This is a genomic window from Enterococcus sp. C74 (genome assembly GCF_040887125.1).
GTDB lineage: Bacteria > Bacillota > Bacilli > Lactobacillales > Enterococcaceae > Enterococcus_B > Enterococcus_B hirae.
The window spans coordinates 35,355-53,823 of the sequence record NZ_JBFOFA010000007.1 but is presented as its reverse complement, the minus strand read 5'-3'; the positions used below and the strand labels follow the sequence as shown (position 1 = coordinate 53,823).

Here is an 18,469-nt window from a genome sequence, read left to right as displayed (position 1 = left end):
AAATTCCCTCCTATTAGATTAAGTTTGTAATGTCTAAAACTTCTGGTTGTTGTGCTGCATGTGGATGCTCAGCTCCAGCGTATACATTCAATTTTGTAAATTGTTTGCGGCCTAAAGTATTTTTAGGAAGCATTCCTTTTACAGAAGTTTCGATCAAACGACGAGAATTTTTAGCACGCAATTCACCAGCAGTGATTGATTTCAATCCTCCTGGGTAGTTGCTGTGACGGTAATAAATTTTATCAGTCGCTTTTTTACCTGTTAATTTCACTTTATCTGCATTGATTACGATGACGAAATCGCCAGTGTCCAAATGAGGTGTGAAAGTTGGTTTATTTTTACCACGTAGTACAGATGCAACAACTGTTGAAAGACGTCCCAATGGAACATCAGTTGCGTCTACTACATACCATTTACGTTCTACTTCGCCTGGTTTGGCCATATATGTTGTACGCACGTTAGTTTCCTCCAATTTAAGTTCTGATGTTTGACATACACTTCGAGTTTCCGGGGCTCTTTGTGGGGCAAACAATACCATTTAACATATTACCTGCTAATCCCCTTAATGTCAACGTTTTTTCTTAGCAATCCAAAACTTTCGTTTTTATTGCCCGTATCCTTGTGATGCACTCATTCTTTTTTAGAACGAAGAACGTTTCTTTCTCTTTCTAAAATAAAAACTGCAAGGAAATAACTTCCCTCGCAGTTTTTCTACTATTATATAATATCATCAGCTGATGATCATTTTACGCATCGATTTCTGGTGCTTTTCCTAAATGTGCTTGAATCATCCAGATTCGTTTTTCAGTCGCTGTTTTGAATTCGATAAAGATATCTTGTGTTGGGTCGTCGCCTTCCTCACCAGCTACTTCAATTCCTTTTTGGTAAAGGTCTGCCAAATAGCGGTAGCCTTTCACAAGAATTTCCAAGCGTTCTGGAATAGTCCGATCCCAATTGCCTACTTCGTCAGGAATATTGGTGTTGTCTGCAAATTCACGTAAGGTTGAATAAGGAGAACCATCTAGTGTGATCAAACGCTCTGAGATTTCATCTAATTGTTTATTCAAGTCATCCATAAATTCATCCATCATTGGGTGCAATGTCAAGAAACCTGGTCCACGCATATACCAATGTGTTTGGTGAACAACAACAGACATTTGACTCAAGTCTGCAACTAATTGATTTAATACTTCTTTTGTTTGTGGAAATTTCATTTTCTTTTCTCCTCCTAACTTTTGTCTACAATAAAAGCATAGTAAACTTTGAGACAAAAGTACAATAAAACCAATTAGTTGAGAACGATTTTCATCCTATCATTTCTTAGAAAAGACTTTCTATTGCTTTAGTCGTTTTTTCTAGTTCTTACACTATTCCTCTCTTATTCCGTCATTCTACTTTTTCATCCTATTTTTCATTCATAGTACTTAAAGTTTGACGTAAATGTGCTAAAGGCTGATAAGTTGCCGCTACTTGTTTTTGTGTTTCAACAAAAATCGGAAAGATTTTTTGATATGTCTCTTTGACCGTTTGTTGAACTGGTACTTGTGAAGCAAGCTGTACTTTTTCTATAGCTTCGCTTAAATCAGTGATCTTCCCGATACTTTGCCACCCTAAGAAAACGGCTCCTAAAGCGGAGGCTTCAGACACCGCCGGGAAAATGAGCGGATACCCCAAAACGTCAGCCATTAATTGGCGAAAGACAGGCGATTGTGAGAATCCGCCTGTAGCTCTGATTTCTGTTAACTGATCTTCTGAACAAACTCCTGTCAAAATCCTTTTTAGATTGAAACAAATTCCTTCTAAAATGGCTCGCATCATTTCTTTTTCCGTGTGGTCTCTTTGCAAACCTAAAAAACTCCCAGAAGCTTCTGCCTCCCATAGAGGAGCTCGTTCTCCTAATAAATAGGGCTGAAAGAGTAATCCGTTCGCTCCTGGTGGGACAAACGTAATTGCTGAGAAAAGGGCATCGTAAGGACTTTCACCTTGGTCAATAGCTGCTTGTGTTACTTCTTGCATCAAAGTTTGACTTGCCCAATCAAAAATCCCTGCACCATTACTTGTTGCGCCACCGACCACCCAGTGTGTACGATCCAGTACATAACAGAAGGTTTCCATCTCGGGATGTAGTTGTGGTTTGTCTGTAATAAATCTTAATGCCCCACTGGTACCGACTGTTAACGCAGCTATCTTTTCGCCAAATGCTCCCAGTCCTAAATTAGATAGCGGGCCATCAGCACCACCTAAAACAAATGATATATCATTTTCTAATCCTAGGATTTCTTGCATTTCTTTTGATAATCCATTGAGTATCGTGGTTGACGGCATCACTTCAGGTAGTTGTTCTTGAGTGATTGATAAGTAATTTAACGCTTCTTCTGCCCATTTGAATTGATGGATATCAAAATAACCTGTGCCTGAGGCTGTACTGTAGTCGCAGACTAATTGTCCAAACAAACGGAAAAAGATATATTCTTTTATACTCACATAATACGCCACTTGCTTCGTTAGTTCTGGTTGGGTTTCGTTCAACCAATGGATTTTAACTAGTGGCGTCATTGGATGGATTGGGGTGCCTGTTTGTTGATAAAAGTGAAACCCTAGTTGGCTGTTTTTTAGTTTTTCAGCTTGTGTTTTCGCACGATTATCTGCCCAAGTGATCATACGGGTCAAAGGGTGTTTATTATCATCTAACAGAATCAAACTGTGCATCGCTGTTGAAAAGGCAATCACTTCTATAGTTGTCGACTTCGGTAACTGTTTGACGACTTCTTTGATTACTGTACATACACCGTGGAAGATCAATTCTGGGTCTTGTTCTGCCATTCCTGGTGCTTCTTGGATCATCGGATTTAGAAAATAAGCTGAAGCGATGACTTCAGCTTGCTCGTTGAATGCCACTGCTTTTGTTTGTGTCGTACCGATATCGACTCCGATCGAAATCTTCATTTTGTCACCTCTACTAAAAATAAATAAAATGGTTGTTATTGGCGTATCTTTCTTTAAAAGGAGGCCCTCGCTATGTTTCTCTATTTTATCATTGGTTGTTGCATTGGTTCGTTCTTATGCTTAGTGGCACAACGCCTGCCACAAGGACACTCTATTATTTACCCACGGTCTCATTGTGTCAACTGTCAGCATGTATTGGCTTGGTATGAACTGGTCCCATTGCTTTCCATCTGTTACCAACGTTTTCGTTGTCGAAACTGTCGCAGCAAGCTTTCACCGATTTATTTTATAGCAGAATGGATCGGTGGTTGTTTATCTGTTTGGCTATTTTATTTTTCACAGCGCCCAGACGGGTTACTTATTTTTTGGTTTTTGTCAGCCTTTTTACTCTCGTTAATGGATAGTTTTTATTTGATGATCGAGGGAAGAACGCTTTATTTTATCTGGTTTATCTTATGGATGACTTGGTTGATCAAAGGAGAATTTCAATGGCTTAGTTTTGCTGTTTTATTCTTGATCAGTTTTTTCCTTACTCGTTACGGGAGTGAATTTTTAGGGTTAGGCGATGTTTTATTGCTTTTAAACTGGAGTGGCGGTCTAACTCTCAATCAACTGATGCAACTCCTCTTTCTTGCTAGTTTATTGGGATTACTTTTTTTCTTTATTTTTCTCTCTCACGATAAAAAATCTAAAAGAGTACCTTTTGTGCCTTTTTTGAGTGTCGCACTTTTTCTCCTTCATGTGTGGTAATTTAGTTGTCTATTTATTGGTTATCAACGATGCGAGCCTTTTAGCTGATGATGATTAATGACTTGAGGGACTTCGCTTATTTGCACATCATTACGTACGTTTTTGATAGCTTAGTATCTTTTTCTGCTTGCTGTCATTCAACAAATGACAATGAACCTTGATTTATAAAAAAATGGATCAACCAGATGGTCGATCCATTGACACTTAGATAACTTTAAAAACCACTAAATTCACTGCAAGCCAAAGCATAGAAAGCTTTTATCCCTAACTGAAATTTTTCAAAATGCATTGTGTCTTATTTTCCAGACCAATGTTTGCGTAAAAAACTCCCTCGTCCAGAGCCTTCTCGGTAAAGATTATAGTGGATTTTATTCTTCTTATAATAGTCTTGATGATACTCCTCAGCGGGATAAAACTCACTTCGGGGTTCGATTTTTGTGACAATCGGACGATCGAATCGACCACTTTCTTGTAGTTGTTTCTTTGATGCTTCAGCGATTTCACGTTCTTCTTCATTGCTATAATAAATGACCGGTCGATAAGAATCTCCGCGATCAGCAAATTGACCGAAAGCATCCGTTGGGTCTGTTTGTTGCCAGTAGATTTCGACTAACTGTTCATAAGAAACCAGAGACGGATCATACTCGATTTCTACCGCTTCCGTATGACCTGTCGTACCCGTGGTTACTTGTTCATAGGTAGGATTTGGGACATGTCCCCCCGTATAGCCAGAGGTTACCGCTATGATTCCTGGCTGTGTTTCAAAAGGTTTGACCATGCACCAAAAACAACCACCTGCAAAAACTGCTTTTTTCGTCATATAAAATCCCCCTTTGTCTTTCATCATACCTTGATTTATAAAAGGGTGATACTGTTTTGCTTACCTTCGAAACGAATAAACAAAGAATCGATACTCCTATACTTACCTGCTTGCTTTATTAAGATAGAATATTGCAGCATTTTCTTTTTTACTAATCTTTTCATTGATTTGATTTTTTTATCCATCTATTTAAAAGTATATACAATACTCCTAGGACTTAAACCTAAACGCCATTTATTGTTCTCACATTTTTTATATTTATTGAAAGAAATACTCATTTTACCCCCTCCCGGTATTTTTATCAATTTTCCCTATTTTCATTCTCTTTTGTGGATAACTTTCTTTTTCCTCTCAACTATTTTTTCCACAGGGGAGAATAAACGGTTTTTCTTTTTCCTTGTGGATAGTTCTTTTATATTATACTTTTCCACAGATTTTGAATTAACAACCGCTAAAATTTTTAACTTCAGGGGGATACGTTATTCCAAAAAAAATAATTTCACTGATAAAATTCAACAAATTTTACCAAGTAAGTCAGTAAAGAATTCAGATACGCTAGCAGATCAAGAGAACCCAAAAAATCTACTTGAAGAATTGATACTCAATACAACACATCCTTCGTCCCCACATTCCCAACTACAAGGAGAAGTTTTTATACTTCAAGCTCAACAAGCACTCGCATCACTTACTGAAACGTTTGGTTCAAACTCGATTATGTATCGTTTATTATCTGAAAAAATCTCAACCCATCCGCTCCTACATAGCAGTTTCACCTGAACGATGAACAAACCTGATCTAGCATAGCAACCTTTAGCAAGTTTTGCTAAGCAATTCAATGATTCATGGACCTATTTTTCTAGAAGTACAAAAATAAGAAAAAATGCTCGTCCGTAATGAACAAATTCTCAAATTCGTTTGTTTCTATCAACTTTAGCACGACAAAAAAACAGAGCTAAGATGTTCATCTTAGCTCTGTTTGGTGTCACATTATTTTGTTTGTTCATTCATTGCATCTTCTGCAGCCATTTGTGCTTCGATGTCTGAAATGCTATAAACATTTTCACTTGCAACACCGACTTCTTTTGGTTCCATGTTACGGTAACGTGCCATACCAGTACCAGCTGGGATGATTTTACCGATGATAACATTTTCTTTCAAACCAAGAAGTGGATCTTTTTTGCCTCGGATTGCAGCATCAGTCAAGACACGAGTTGTTTCTTGGAAGGATGCAGCAGATAAGAAGCTGTTTGTTTCTAATGATGCTTTGGTAATACCTAGTAGGACTGGGCGAGATGTTGCAGGTACGCCTCCAGCTACCAATGTATTGTAGTTTTGGTCTTTGAAGTCAGCAATATCCATCAATGTACCTGGTAAGATATCCGTATCACCTGGATCCATTACACGGACTTTACGTAACATTTGTCGAACCATTACTTCGATATGTTTATCGCCGATTTCTACCCCTTGCATACGGTATACACGTTGTACTTCACGCAGCAAGTAGTTTTCAACTGATAATACATCACGAACTTGTAACAATTGTTTAGGATCGATTGAACCTTCCGTTAATGGCGCACCACGGTGGATCATATCGCCTTCAGCGACTTTCATACGTGCTGTATAAGGAACAGTATACGTACGTGTATCGGTTTTCCCTTTGATTGTTACTTCTTTTGTACGAGTTGAAGCATCTTCTGAGATATCGATGACGTCACCAGTTACTTCGGTGATCACTGCTTGCCCTTTAGGATTACGTGCTTCAAAAATTTCTTGGACACGAGGAAGACCTTGAGTGATATCGTCTCCGGCTACCCCACCAGTATGGAAGGTACGCATTGTCAACTGAGTACCTGGTTCTCCGATTGATTGAGCGGCGATCGTACCAACTGCTTCACCAACTTCAACGTCAGATCCAGTTGCCAAGTTACGTCCATAACAGTGTTTGCAGACACCATGTTTTGTGTTACATGTGAAGACAGAACGGATTGTGACAGTTTCCACACCTGCATCCACGATTTGTTTTGCAATATCTTCTGAAATCAATTGGTTACCAGCGATGATCAATTCGTTCGTTTCTGGATCACGTACTTCTTTACGTGTGTAACGACCAATCAAACGATCTTCTAATGATTCAATGATTTCGTTTCCTTCACGAATCGCTTGGATTTCAAGACCGCGGTCTGTTCCACAATCTTCTTCACGGATAATAACGTCTTGGGCAACGTCAACCAAACGACGAGTCAAGTAACCTGAATCGGCTGTCTTCAAGGCAGTATCGGTCATCCCTTTACGAGCCCCGTGAGTAGAGATAAACATTTCTAAGACAGAAAGTCCTTCACGGAAGTTTGAGATGATCGGTAATTCCATGATTCGACCATTCGGAGCAGCCATCAGTCCACGCATACCAGCAAGCTGAGTAAAGTTGGAGATGTTACCACGGGCTCCAGAGTCAGACATCATGAAGATTGGGTTTTTCGCTTCTAACCCTTCCATCAGTTTTTGTTGGATGCTATCTTTAGCAGCATTCCAAACAGCGATTACTCGTTCATAACGTTCGTCATCAGTAATCAATCCACGACGGAATTGTTTTGTAATTGTTTCAACTTGTTTATGGGCATTTTCGATGATTCCTTGTTTTTCATTCAGTACACTGATATCTGCGATACCTACTGTGATACCAGCATGTGTAGAATGTTTATACCCTAAGTCTTTCATTCGGTCAAGCATCTTAGAAGTTTCAGTTACTTTGAAACGTTTGAAGACTTCCGCAATGATATTTCCTAGATTTTTCTTCTTGAATGGTAAGACTAATTCTTGCTCTTTGATATGCGCAGGAATATCTGTACCTGCTTCAACAAAATATTTATCCGGTGTTTGTACCGTTAAGTTGAAGTCTGTTGGTTCATTCAAGTAAGGGAACTCTGGAGGCATGATCTCATTAAAGATGATCTTACCAACAGTTGTAATCATCGTACGTTCTTTTTGCCAGTCAGTAAATGGTTTTTCACCTAATGAATTAGGATTCACACCGATACGTGAGTGTAAATGAACGTAGCCGTTACGCCATGCGATCACAGCTTCGTTTTGGTCACGGAAGACCATTCCTTCACCTTCACGACCTTCTTCTTCCATTGTTAGGTAGTAGTTACCTAAAACCATATCTTGGGAAGGTGTTACAACTGGTTTACCGTCTTTTGGATTCAAGATGTTTTGAGCAGCTAGCATCAACATACGTGCTTCCGCTTGTGCTTCTTCGTTCAATGGTACGTGAACGGCCATTTGGTCTCCATCAAAGTCGGCATTATAAGCTTCACATACAAGTGGGTGTAAACGAATCGCACGACCTTGTACTAAAACAGGTTCAAATGCTTGGATACCAAGTCTGTGCAGCGTAGGTGCCCGGTTAAGTAATACTGGGTGTTCTTTGATTACGTCTTCCAAGACATCCCAAACTTCGTCTTCTTGACGTTCGATTTTACGTTTCGCATTTTTGATGTTAGAAGCTAGTTCACGTTGAACCAATTCACGCATCACAAATGGTTTAAATAGTTCGATCGCCATTTCTTTTGGCAACCCACATTGATACATTTTCAAGAAAGGTCCTACAACGATAACGGAACGTCCTGAATAGTCAACACGTTTACCAAGTAAGTTTTGACGGAAACGACCTTGTTTCCCTTTCAACATGTGAGAAAGAGATTTCAATGGACGGTTACCTGGTCCAGTAACTGGACGGCCACGACGACCATTATCGATCAACGCATCAACAGCTTCTTGTAACATCCGTTTTTCGTTTTGAACGATGATTCCTGGAGCATTCAAATCTAACAAGCGTTTCAAACGGTTATTACGGTTGATTACTCGACGGTAAAGATCATTCAAATCACTTGTTGCAAAACGTCCACCTTCTAATTGCACCATTGGTCGTAAATCTGGTGGAATAACTGGAATAACGTCCATAACCATCCAACTTGGTTCATTTCCTGAAGCACGGAAAGCTTCTAAAATGTCCAAACGGCGGATCGCACGAGTCCGTTTTTGCCCTTGAGCAGATTTCAATTCTTCTTTCAATTCAGCTGCTTCAGCGTCTAAATCAACACTGTCTAGTAATTGTTTGATTGCTTCTGCACCCATTGCTGCTTGGAATTCTTGTCCATATTGTTCACGTTTTTCGCGGTATTCACGTTCTGTCAACAATTGTTTTTTCTCTAAGTTGGTATTTCCTGGTTCGATAACCACATATGAAGCAAAATAAATGATTTCTTCTAAGGCACGAGGACTCATGTCTAAAACAAGTCCCATACGAGAAGGAATTCCTTTAAAGTACCAGATATGTGAAACAGGTGCTGCTAATTCAATGTGACCTATACGTTCGCGACGAACTTTTGAACGTGTCACTTCAACACCGCATCGGTCACAAACGATTCCTTTATAACGGATACGTTTGTATTTTCCGCAGGCACATTCCCAGTCTTTCGTAGGACCAAAAATCCGCTCACAGAACAACCCTTCGCGTTCAGGTTTTAAGGTACGATAGTTAATCGTCTCAGGTTTTTTTACTTCACCATAAGACCAGCTTCTGATTTTTTCGGGAGAAGCCAAACCTATTTGCATACTTTCGAATTTATTTACATCGATCAAAAGGGGTTCCCTCCATTTCGTTTAATGGCAAAACCGCAAGGCGGCTGATCATCGACCGCCTTACAGCTCATAGACCGGATTAGTCTAAGTTATCTTCTGCGGTTTCAAAGTTTTGGATGATATCTTGTCTTTCATCTTCCACTTGTTCAGCAGCTTTCTTTTCTAATTCTTTGGCTGTTTGCTGTTCAGCAAATTTTGTCAAAGCATCTACAGTGATCAAATCATCATCTTCGTCATCCATATCCCGGAGTTCGATTTCAGAATCTTTGATATCCAAGACACGCATGTCTAATCCTAGTGATTGTAATTCTTTTACTAATACTCGGAATGATTCTGGTACACCTGGTTTTGGAATTGGTTCGCCTTTGACGATCGCTTCATAAGTTTTCACACGACCAACTACATCATCTGATTTGTATGTCAAGATTTCTTGTAAGGTATAAGCGGCACCGTAAGCTTCCAAAGCCCAAACTTCCATTTCCCCAAAACGTTGTCCACCAAATTGTGCTTTACCACCCAATGGTTGTTGTGTAACCAATGAGTAAGGTCCGATTGAACGAGCATGCAATTTATCATCGACCATGTGAGCAAGTTTGATCATGTACATGACACCAACAGACACTCGGCCGTCAAATGGTTCACCTGTACGTCCGTCATAAAGGATGGTTTTCGCATCGCTAGCCATACCAGCTTCACGAACCGTTTCCCAAACGTCCTCATCACTTGCACCATCAAATACTGGTGTTGCAACATGGATACCTAACTGACGAGCAGCCATCCCTAAATGCAATTCCAATACTTGTCCGATATTCATCCGTGATGGCACCCCTAAAGGATTCAACATGATATCGATTGGTGTTCCATCTGGTAAGAATGGCATATCTTCTTCCGGCATGATACGGGATACAACCCCTTTATTACCATGACGTCCGGCCATCTTATCTCCTTCATGGATTTTACGTTTTTGAACGATATACACACGTACAAGCATGTTTACACCTGGTGATAATTCATCGCCGGCTTCACGAGTAAAGATTTTTACGTCGTGGACGATCCCGCCACCACCGTGTGGTACACGTAATGAAGTATCACGGACTTCACGAGCTTTTTCACCAAAGATCGCATGTAAAAGACGTTCTTCAGCTGATAATTCGGTTACCCCTTTTGGTGTTACTTTACCAACTAGCAAGTCACCATCTTGGACTTCCGCACCGATACGGATAATACCCATCTCGTCTAGATCTTTCAAAGCATCTTCCCCAACGTTAGGGATTTCACGAGTGATTTCTTCAGGTCCTAATTTTGTATCACGAGCTTCTGATTCATATTCTTCGATGTGGATCGAAGTATAGACATCGTCTTTCACAAGACGACGGCTCATGATGATCGCATCTTCATAGTTGTAACCTTCCCAAGTCATGAAACCAACTAAAACGTTTTGTCCTAGCGCCATTTCACCTTGTTCCATTGAAGGTCCATCTGCTAAAGTATCGCCTTTTTCAACTTTTTCGCCTAAATGAACGATTGGGCGTTGGTTGTAGCTTGTTCCTGAGTTTGAACGACGGAATTTTGTTACAGCGTATTTATCTAATGCACCGTTGTCACGACGAACACGAATCTCAGAGGCATCCACAAATTCAACGACACCATCATGTTTACATAGCAAAGCAGCTCCTGAGTCATGAGCTGATTTATATTCCATACCAGTACCAACCCATGGAGCTTGTGGATTGATCAATGGCACTGCTTGACGCTGCATGTTGGCACCCATCAAGGCACGGTTGGAGTCATCGTTTTCCAAGAAAGGAATACATGCTGTCGCTACCGCAACTACTTGTTTAGGTGATACGTCCATATAATCGACTTTATCGATTGAAACTTCTAAGTTTTCACTTTGCGCACGAGCCATAACAACGTCTTGTGCAAAAGTACCATCTTCATTTAATGGGCTATTTGCTTGGGCAACGATGTAGTGGTCTTCGATGTCAGCTGTTAGATAGTCGATTTGATCCGTTACACGACCAGTTTCACGATCAACACGACGGTAAGGAGTTTCGATAAATCCAAATTTATTAACTTTCGCATAGCTAGATAAACTATTGATCAACCCGATATTTGGTCCTTCAGGCGTTTCAATCGGACACATACGGCCATAGTGAGAATAGTGAACGTCACGAACTTCATAACCAGCTCGGTCACGAGTCAAACCACCAGGTCCTAAGGCTGAAAGACGACGTTTGTGTGTCAATTCCCCAAGTGGGTTCGTTTGATCCATGAACTGAGACAACTGAGAAGAACCGAAGAATTCTTTGATACTTGCAACCACTGGACGGATGTTGATCAATTGTTGTGGTGTCAAAGTTTCTGTATCTTGGATCGACATTCTTTCACGTACGACACGTTCCATCCGAGCTAATCCGATACGGAATTGGTTTTGCAGTAATTCACCGACTGAACGGATACGACGATTTCCTAAGTGGTCGATATCGTCCACGTTGCCGATCCCTTCCATCAAGTTTAAGAAATAACTCATTGATGCGATGATGTCTGCCGGACGAACAGTTTTCACAGCTGATTCAGGATAACCGTTACCGATCACATTCACTTCACGTTCTGGGTCTTTTGGTGAAAAGACTTTGATCACTTGAACAGTCATTGGATCAGTCACAACACCATCTTCTGATGGATAGTAAGTCACTGAATTCAATCCATTATCAATGAAAGGTGCTAATGTTTCCATCACTTGGTGAGTCAACACAGTTCCTTTTTCAACGATGATTTCACCAGTTTCTGGATCAACCAATGTTTCTGCTAATGTTAAGTTCAATAGACGTGTTTTCAAGTCTAATTTTTTATTTACTTTATACCGACCAACGTTGGCTAAGTCGTAGCGTTTTGGATCGAAGAAACGAGCATTCAATAAATTCCGAGAACTATCGGCTGTCTTAGGCTCGCCTGGACGTAGACGTTCGTAAACGTCTTTTAATCCTTCTTCTGTTCTTGAGTCACTTGCATTTTTGTGCAAGTCTTTTTCAACTGTATTGCGTAACGTTTCACTGTCACCAAAGATTTCAAAGATGGTATCATCTGATCCAAATCCTAGGGCACGAACTAACACAGTCAAAGGAATCTTACGGGTACGATCAATACGTACGTAAGAAATATCTTTTGCATCAGTTTCCATTTCTAACCATGCACCACGGTTCGGGATCACAGTTGAACCGAAACCTTCTTTTCCGTTTTTGTCTACTTTTCCATGGAAGTACACACCAGGTGAACGCACTAACTGAGAAACGATTACTCGTTCTGCTCCGTTGATAATGAATGTTCCTTGTTCAGTCATTAATGGGAAATCACCGAAGAAGACTTCTTGCGCTTTGATTTCACCTGTCTCACGGTTTGTTAGACGTAACGTTACATGTAATGGTGCAGAGTAATTTGCATCATGTGCGCGTGCTTCTGCTACCGTATACTTAGGTTCTTTCAATTCATAATCCACAAATTCCAAAGATAGATTGCCATTGAAGTCATCAATTGGCAAAATGTCTTCAAACATTTCTCTTAGTCCTTCATCTAGGAACCATTGGTAAGAGTCTGTTTGAATTTCGATCAAATTTGGTAATTCCAACACTTCACTGATTCGTGCGAAACTTCTACGTTCGCGATGTTTTCCGTACTTTACTACGTGTCCAGCCAAGCTCTTCACCCCTCTAAAATGTCATTCAAAAAGACTACCCGATCAATTGTTACAATAATATTAAAAATATTATATTTAGATAACAATAGACATTTTTTGCGGCTTTTAGGCAAAAAAAAACCAAAAATAGAGCATTCTTTTGAAACCATTTCTTCATGCGCTTCTATTTTTGTTTCCTTATTATAAAGCCGAAACGGACAATATTTCGTTTCTGCCTTTACTTCATCAGATAGTTTTTGCAACTTCATATATTACACTCTTTTTTCATAAAAGTCAACACTTCCTGGCGTTTCCCTCCTCTTTTCATCATTTTTTCTTAAACTTTTCTTACTATAATATATCGAATAAACATTCACGGATTTTGAGAATTTTCTGAATGTTCGTCTTGACAATCCCCTTACATCTCCGCTATACTTAGGAAAATTTATTATTTGTGGAGGATTTATTTATGCAAAAACCGAATATACAACTTATCCCGACACAATTGAATAACTTTTACTTTAGCTACTTTAGATAGGTTTGTATTCATGAATTATGGATACAAACACCAAACAACTGGTTTGTATCTATGATGGCTAAAGAACTTTGTATTACGCAAAAGCCACGTAGACATTACGTTAAGTGGCTAAGCGAAAAGTACAAAGTAATCACGATTTCTTACTTACATACTCTTTCGATACTCAATCCATTTAGACGTTTTGTCTAAATGGATTTTTTGTTTTCAAAATTGAAGGAGGAAAAAGAAATGAAAAAAAGTTTATTGATCGGATTAGGCGCAACATTATTACTAGCACTTGGTGGATGTGGAACTGCAAATAGTTCCTCAGCAAAATCGGATGACTCGAAAACAATCGGTGTTTTACAACTGGTTCAACACAATTCATTAGATGCTACATATAAAGGGTTCAAAGAAGGGCTAGCAGAAAATGGCTATAAAGAAGGCGACAATTTAACAATCAACTATCAAAATGCGCAAAACAATCAAGACAATCTAAAAAGCATGAGTGAAAAATTAGTGAAAGACCAACCCGACTTATTATTAGGGATTGCAACTCCAGCTGCGCAATCGCTCCTTAATGAAACAACCACGATTCCTATTACAGTGACAGCAGTTACCGACTTAGAAAAAGCACACTTAGTTTCTTCTAATGACAAACCTGGTGGAAATGTGACTGGTACAACGGATATGGTACCGATCGAAAAACAAATCGAACTATTATTACAGATCGTACCAAAAGCAAAAACGATCGGGATCATGTACAACAACGGGGAAGCAAATTCCAAAATCCAAGGAGACTTAGCCGAGAAAACATTGAAAAAAGCCGGAGTGAAAGTCAAAGTATTGACGGCAAACTCCACCAATGATGTTCAACAAGTGACAAAAAGTTTAGCCAAAGATGTCGACGGTATCTACATCCCAACGGATAATACATTCGCCAGTGCTGCTAGCGTTATCGGTGAAGTAGCCAAAGAAACAAAAACACCGATCGTTGCTGGTTCCGTGGATCAAGTCAAAGAAGGTGGCTTAGCGACTGTTGGGATTGATTATGAAGAATTAGGACGACAAACAGGTGAAATGGCTGCCAAAATCTTAGCTGGCAAAAAACCGAGTGAATTACCGGTTGAATCAGCAGATGATCTTTCCTTATATGTCAATAAAGACATGGCAAAAGCCCTTGGGATCGATCCAACAACAATCAAAGAGACTGAATAATTTTACAGGAGGACAATCATGACTAATTTAATAAGTATCTTTTTATCTTCTGCTTCACAAGGCGTGCTTTGGGCACTGCTGGCAATCGGTGTCTTCCTTACTTTTCGTATCCTGGATATCGCTGATTTAACAGCTGAAGGCAGTTTCCCTTTAGGTGCTGGGATTGCTGCTGTCAGTATCACTAATGGACTTTCCCCGATCGTTGCTTGCCTCTTAGGATTTTTAGGAGGCGCAGCAGCTGGCTTAGTTTCAGGACTGCTCCATACCAAACTTAAAATTCCGGCACTTCTAGCTGGAATCATCACGATGACTGGCTTATATTCCGTTACCTCACGGATCATGGGCGCACCTAATCTTTCATTATTAGGACAAAAAACCGTCTTTACATGGGCAGAATCACTCGGTGTTTCAAAAGAAAATGCTGTATTGATTGCTGGCTTACTTGTCGCATTGATCGTTGTCACGTTGCTTGTTTTATTTTTACGGACAGAAACGGGGTTGGCGATTCGAGCGACTGGCGATAATTTAGCAATGAGTGAAGCAAACGGCATCAACACCGATACGATGAAAATCATTGGGTATATGATTTCAAATGGCTGTATTGCTTTATCTGGTTCGTTGCTTGCACAAAACAATGGCTTTGCTGATTTAAACTCTGGGATCGGTACGATCGTGATTGGCTTGGCTTCAATCATCATCGCTGAAGTCCTCTTTCGAAACCAACCATTGCTTCTTCGATTATTGACAATTATTTTAGGCGCCGTGATCTATCGTTTTATCTTAGCGTTAGTTTTTGAGTTGAACGTTCAACCCAGCGATTCAAAATTAGCTTCTGCACTTGTTCTGGTTATCTGTTTATCTTTTCCACAAATCCAACAAAAATTAAAGTTACCTAAGCGTACGAAAGCAAAAGGAGGATCTATCAATGACTGATGTTTTAACACTTCAATCTATCCACCATACGTTTGAAAAAGGAACCATCAATGAAAACCATGTGCTAAAAGGAGTTAATCTCTCGTTGAAACAAGGTGATTTCGTAACAATTATTGGCGGAAATGGTGCAGGTAAATCGACACTATTGAACAGTATTGCTGGTTCTTTTCCAGTGGATCAAGGGAAGATTTTATTGAATGGCAAAGATATCACCAAAAAGTCAGTGGTTGCTCGCTCCAAAGAAATCAGTCGTGTCTTTCAAGATCCTAAATTAGGCACTGCTGTCCGATTGACGGTGGAAGAAAATTTAGCACTAGCAATGAAACGTGGTAAAAAACGAGGCTTTTTCCGAGGAGTCAAGCCGCAAGATCGTTCCTTTTTCAAGGAACATCTCGCACGCTTGAATCTTGGGTTAGAAAATCGTTTGACCACTGAAATCGGCTTGCTTTCTGGAGGACAGCGTCAAGCGATCACTTTATTAATGGCTACTTTACAACGTCCTGAATTGATTTTATTAGATGAACATACTGCAGCCCTCGACCCGGCAACTTCAAAAACAGTGATGGAACTCACGGACAAATTAATTAGTGAACAGCACTTGACGGCTTTCATGGTCACCCATAATATGGAAGATGCCATCCGCTACGGAAATCGATTGATCATGCTACACCAAGGGCAAATCGTCGTGGATATCCAACAGGCAGAAAAACAACATTTGACTGTCCCTCAGCTACTAGAAATGTTCAAACAAAATAGTGGCGCTGCATTGAAAGACGACCAAGTACTTTTAAGTTAGCAATCATCTGCTGTCGCTTCCATAACAACTGACAAATTTCTCATTTGTTTTCTGCTTTCTTATTGATACAATACTACATGAAAGGAGTTGCAATGGATGACGACAAAAGATAAAGTACTCCAACTATTAAAAGAATCTCCTGATTTTTTATCAGGTGAAAAAATGGCACAGCAATTACAAGTGTCACGTACCAGTATTTGGAAAGCAATCAAAGAATTAGAAAAAACAGGTTATCATTTTGAGCATCAAGCTAAGGGATACCGTTATCTTCCTTCTGATGTGTTAGATGCCCAAGAAATTCGCCAAGCATTAGAACCTTGGATACCAGATTTGACGGTGTCGGTACAAGAACGATCAGAATCTACGATGAAAGATGCTAAGCTTGCGGCAACCAAAGAAATCGGACCCGCTCTTTTTATCGCCGATACCCAAGAACAGGCACACGGCCGATTTGGACGTCCTTTTTTTGCAGCCCCTGGACAAGGCATTTATATGAGCTTATTGATCCATCCCAATCAACGATTTGATGAATTGCCCCAATATACAGTTATTGCAGCAAGTGCATGCGTGAAAGCCATTCAAGAATTGACTAAAAAAGATCCTTCGATCAAATGGGTCAATGATCTTTATTTAAATGGAAAAAAAATTAGCGGGATTTTATCTGAAGCAATCAGTGACATGGAAACTGGCGGGATCAGTTCGATCATTATTGGCATTGGTCTAAATTTTTCCGTCCCGCAAAAACAGTTTCCTGAAACCATTCAACAGAAAGCAACGTCTCTTTTCCCTGATGGTCAGAAATCCATCACACGGAATCAATTGATTAGTCAAATTTGGAAAAATTTCTTTCACTATCTTTCAGAACCCACAGACGAATACTTAACACTTTATCGTGAAAAGTCTTTCGTTCTTGGAAAAAAAGTACAATTTACCCAAAAAGGGCAGCATTATACTGGGATTGCTAAAGAAATCGGAGAACATGGAGAGTTGATCGTACAAGTAGAAGACCAATTTCTCACTCTTTTTTCTGGCGAAATTAGTTTAACCTCCATTGAGTAAGTCAAAAAGAAAGGGATGGGCAAAAATGCCCATCCCTTTCTTCATCAATGGTGGTTCCTTTTTTATGTGATCTCGCAGAATACTTCATAGCCCCTTCATTTAGCGAGTTGTAAAATGAAGTTGTTATTCTATGTGCTATTGCTGTTCATAACAAAAATGCTACACAATTTTTAAACCTCTATGTGCTTTTTTATACAACTGCAATATCATTGATCTGATGTATCGAATGTTTCAATCAAAAGCCACAGACAAACTTCCACCTATAAAAGGTTTGTTTTTCTGATGCTATTCTGTCATATAAGTATGACTTCTACTTACTATTTGTCGCTTCCCCAATATATAATGTTTCATTAAACGGATTTCCCCAAAATCTTGTTCAATCAAACATGCTACTTCTTGATCCATACACAACAACACTTTTTCTTTCCCAGCTCTCCTCCTTTTCTCTTTCTGGTTCTATCTTACCTTATTCTTTAAGGTCTGTGTTATTTTGTATGGTATTGCAACATTTTTAATTTTATTATGTACAAAAAGGACTTACAAACACGCTTCTTTGTTTACACGATAAAATTTTAACTGATTAGATAAAAGATATTCTACATTCAGCTTAAATTTTTTGACAACAAGTGTCCTAATTAGAAATTTATCCGCCGTGGTTAACGGTTTTTGACATTCTTTTTCAATATCTTCAAATGAGAAATGATTTTTTTTACTGATCATTCGGGTTAAAATCTTATTTACATCTACTCTGGTTAAATCCGTTGTTAATCGTTTTTTCACTCAACATCTTCCTTTCTAATTGTATTTCTTCACTAGTGAATATAACATATTTTTAGTCTTGGTCCAGAACAATTATTTTCAAAATTAGGAAAGATTGTTTCGCAAAATAGTTGTTTTAATGAATAATACACGTTAAAATTTCTTTTTTTCACTCTTACCTTTTGGATTTGTCATCCAGTTATAAAAAAACCGATTTCCTAAATAGAAAACCGGCTGAATGTTATTTAAAATTTATTCGTCGTTTCCCCCAAAACTACGAATAGTCAGTTAAAGATTGTAACCTATAGTCTGATCCCTCCTTTTATACAGATAGCGACTTTCTGTGTATACAAA

The 18,469-nt window shown here is 39.3% G+C and carries 13 protein-coding genes; 5 read left to right on the top strand and 8 right to left on the bottom strand.

The features are described 5' to 3' along the window. Positions 1-13: 13 nt before the first annotated feature. The 3 genes from rplM to AB3H93_RS09965 all read right to left on the bottom strand — a co-directional run bounded on the left by rplM (position 14) and on the right by AB3H93_RS09965 (position 2,946). Positions 14-442 carry a 50S ribosomal protein L13 gene (rplM, locus tag AB3H93_RS09975; protein WP_034686358.1) on the bottom strand — a complete coding sequence of 143 codons (429 nt, stop codon included), beginning with the start codon at positions 440-442 and terminating at the stop codon, positions 14-16. Positions 443-746: 304 nt separating this feature from the next. Continuing rightward, positions 747-1,214, bottom strand: coding sequence for a DNA starvation/stationary phase protection protein (locus tag AB3H93_RS09970; RefSeq protein WP_368020513.1), 468 nt, complete (start codon positions 1,212-1,214; stop codon positions 747-749). A gap of 190 nt (positions 1,215-1,404) precedes the next feature. Continuing rightward, entirely contained in the window at positions 1,405-2,946 is a 1,542-nt protein-coding gene (locus tag AB3H93_RS09965; RefSeq protein WP_368020512.1) for a gluconokinase, read from the bottom strand. A 72-nt stretch (positions 2,947-3,018) separates the two neighbouring features. Here AB3H93_RS09965 and AB3H93_RS09960 point away from each other — a divergent pair, with 72 nt between their 5' ends. After that, positions 3,019-3,696, top strand: a complete 678-nt coding sequence (locus AB3H93_RS09960; RefSeq protein ID WP_368020511.1) for a prepilin peptidase — start codon at positions 3,019-3,021, stop codon at positions 3,694-3,696. Positions 3,697-3,991: 295 nt separating this feature from the next. Here AB3H93_RS09960 and msrA read toward each other — a convergent pair whose 3' ends face one another. From msrA to AB3H93_RS09940, 4 genes are all read right to left on the bottom strand, one after another. Further along, entirely contained in the window at positions 3,992-4,516 is a 525-nt protein-coding gene (gene msrA / locus AB3H93_RS09955; RefSeq protein WP_010720682.1) for a peptide-methionine (S)-S-oxide reductase MsrA, read from the bottom strand. A gap of 987 nt (positions 4,517-5,503) precedes the next feature. Continuing rightward, the gene (gene rpoC, locus AB3H93_RS09950) at positions 5,504-9,157 is read right to left on the bottom strand and encodes a DNA-directed RNA polymerase subunit beta' (RefSeq protein ID WP_368020510.1); all 3,654 of its coding nucleotides are present in this window, start codon (positions 9,155-9,157) and stop codon (positions 5,504-5,506) included. A 79-nt stretch (positions 9,158-9,236) separates the two neighbouring features. Beyond that, positions 9,237-12,854 (bottom strand): DNA-directed RNA polymerase subunit beta, encoded by a 3,618-nt coding sequence (gene rpoB / locus AB3H93_RS09945; protein ID WP_010720684.1) that lies wholly within the window; start codon positions 12,852-12,854, stop codon positions 9,237-9,239. Between the two features lie 5 nt (positions 12,855-12,859). Continuing rightward, the gene (locus AB3H93_RS09940) at positions 12,860-13,102 is read right to left on the bottom strand and encodes a hypothetical protein (RefSeq protein ID WP_010720685.1); all 243 of its coding nucleotides are present in this window, start codon (positions 13,100-13,102) and stop codon (positions 12,860-12,862) included. Positions 13,103-13,599: 497 nt separating this feature from the next. On the opposite strand from AB3H93_RS09940, the gene AB3H93_RS09935 reads away from it, so the two are divergent. The 4 genes from AB3H93_RS09935 to birA all read left to right on the top strand — a co-directional run bounded on the left by AB3H93_RS09935 (position 13,600) and on the right by birA (position 17,356). Further along, on the top strand, positions 13,600-14,568 hold the full coding sequence (locus AB3H93_RS09935) for an ABC transporter substrate-binding protein (protein WP_368020509.1): 969 nt from the start codon (positions 13,600-13,602) through the stop codon (positions 14,566-14,568). 18 nt (positions 14,569-14,586) lie between these two features. Further along, a complete protein-coding gene (locus AB3H93_RS09930; protein ID WP_010720687.1) occupies positions 14,587-15,501 on the top strand; it encodes an ABC transporter permease in 915 nt (304 codons plus the stop codon). Beyond that, complete coding sequence (locus AB3H93_RS09925; protein ID WP_368020508.1) at positions 15,494-16,297, top strand: ABC transporter ATP-binding protein; 804 nt, start codon at positions 15,494-15,496, stop codon at positions 16,295-16,297. Before AB3H93_RS09930 ends, AB3H93_RS09925 begins: the two co-directional genes overlap by 8 nt. 96 nt (positions 16,298-16,393) lie before the next feature. Then, the gene (gene birA, locus AB3H93_RS09920; RefSeq protein WP_368020507.1) at positions 16,394-17,356 is read left to right on the top strand and encodes a bifunctional biotin--[acetyl-CoA-carboxylase] ligase/biotin operon repressor BirA; all 963 of its coding nucleotides are present in this window, start codon (positions 16,394-16,396) and stop codon (positions 17,354-17,356) included. 537 nt (positions 17,357-17,893) lie between these two features. Here the strand turns inward: birA and AB3H93_RS09915 are convergent. After that, complete coding sequence (locus AB3H93_RS09915) at positions 17,894-18,136, bottom strand: hypothetical protein (RefSeq protein WP_368020506.1); 243 nt, start codon at positions 18,134-18,136, stop codon at positions 17,894-17,896. Positions 18,137-18,469 lie beyond the last annotated feature (333 nt).